The organism is Microbacterium sp. Bi128 (assembly GCF_918698205.1).
This window is the reverse complement of sequence record NZ_CAKKMM010001114.1, coordinates 1-1,697: the sequence shown is the minus strand read 5'-3', so window position 1 is coordinate 1,697 and position 1,697 is coordinate 1. Positions and strand designations below refer to the sequence as shown.

Sequence of the window (1,697 nt, the reverse complement as noted above, 5' to 3'; positions counted from 1 at the left end):
GACCATGATGCCGGCCCGGGCGTATTTGATGCCTTCCTGGATGTGGGGCAGGAGGGCGTGGGCGGCCCGGGTGAGCAGGACGGGATCGGCGGTGGGCATCGGCAGCGGCACGCACACCGAGGGGTAGGAGGTGTCGTTCGGGTTGAAGTGCGAGGTGCCGGCGAAGGCGGTGAGGACCTTGGCCTGGAGGCTGTATTTGGCCAGCCGTGCCGATGCCTGCTGGCCGTAGACGGACAGGACCTGCCGCATGCCGGCGGCGGTGGTGATGGGGGTGGCGAAGGAGCGCGAGAAGATGAGCTGGTCCCGGCCGATCCGTTCTTCCTCCATCGGGATGCACGGCGTGCCCTGCAGCTCCAGAACGGTGCGCATCATGACCACGGAGAAGCGGTCCCGGATCATCACCGGGTCGGCCCGGGACAGGTCAAGGATGGACTGAGGCCCTAAGGCGTTGAGGCGTTTGGTCAGGCGCGTCGCGACGCCCCAGATTTCGATCACAGACAGCCGGCCCATCAGCGCTTCTCTGGTGGCGGCGGGCACGGAGTCCCAGTGGCAGACCCCGTCGAAGGCCGGGTTGTGCTTTGCCCATTTGTTGGCCAGTTTCGCGAGGGTCTTGGTCCCGGCGATCCCGACGCAGACCGGAACCCCCACGTTGCGCCGCACGGCTGCCTTCATGGTCTGGCCCAGGACCAGCAGGTCCTCCGGCGCGCCTTTGACGCCCAGGAAGGCCTCGTCGATGCTGTAAACCTCCAACCAAGCGCTGTAGCGGCCCAGCAGTTCCATCACCCGGGCGCTGATGTCCCCGTAAAGCTCGTAGTTGCTCGAGAGGGCAACAAGTCCCCACTCCTTCGCCCGCGGGGCGAGTTTGAACCATGGTTCACCGAGGCCGATGCCGAGAGCCTTGGCTTCCGGGGACCGGGTGACGGCGCACCCGTCGTTGTTGGACAGTACGACGACGGGCCGGCCTTCGAGGGACGGGTCGAATGCCCGCTCGGCCGAGGCGTAGAAGCAGTTCACATCCACGTGCGCGATCTGCGGCATCCGCCGCATCGGGGAGGGCTTAGACATGGTGTGCCTCAAACATGATGCAGGCAGCGGGTCGCGACGCCCCAGATGACCAGATCCGACACGGACGGAACCCGGATGTCCGGGTAGGACGGATTCTCCGCCTGCAGAACGACGCCGGCGGCCGTGATCCGCAGCCGCTTGATGGTCAATTCTCCATCCAGGACGGCGATGACTACGGACCCGTCCTTGGGTTCCAGGGCCCGGTTGACGATCAGTTCATCCCCGTCGCTGATGCCGGCGCGTTCCATCGAGTCTCCGGAGACCCGCACGACGTACGTGCTGGTGATGTCCTTGATCAGATGCTCGTTCAGGTCAATGCGCCCATCAAAGTAGTCCTGCGCCGGCGATGGATACCCGGCCGCGACGGGGACCGGAGAGATCAGCACCGACAGCAACGACATGCCCGCGTCTATCACGCGGGGACCGACAACAACGCCCACAACACACCCTTATTCGAATATATGTTCGATACATTCAGTGTAGCCGGATGGGCCGACAAAAGTTGGACTCTGCCCATATCCCTCGGCTGCGTGGGCAGCGCGGTTTCTCCTCAACATCGCAACACCTGACTGAAGGGGTGCTGTATATGGGACGCTCGGCGCGTCGTCTGCGGAAGGTGGGGCCTGCGGGCT

Annotated in this window: 2 protein-coding genes; both read right to left on the bottom strand. The window is 64.8% G+C overall.

The window, feature by feature from the left end; genetic code table 11:
* A partial coding sequence (locus LQV45_RS30310) for a Y-family DNA polymerase (protein ID WP_230010921.1) occupies window positions 1-1,065 on the bottom strand: 1,065 nt, incomplete at its 3' end.
* Window positions 1,066-1,073: 8 nt separating this feature from the next.
* Complete coding sequence (locus LQV45_RS30305) at window positions 1,074-1,505, bottom strand: LexA family transcriptional regulator (protein WP_230010920.1); 432 nt, start codon at window positions 1,503-1,505, stop codon at window positions 1,074-1,076.
* Between the last annotated feature and the right edge of the window lie 192 nt (window positions 1,506-1,697).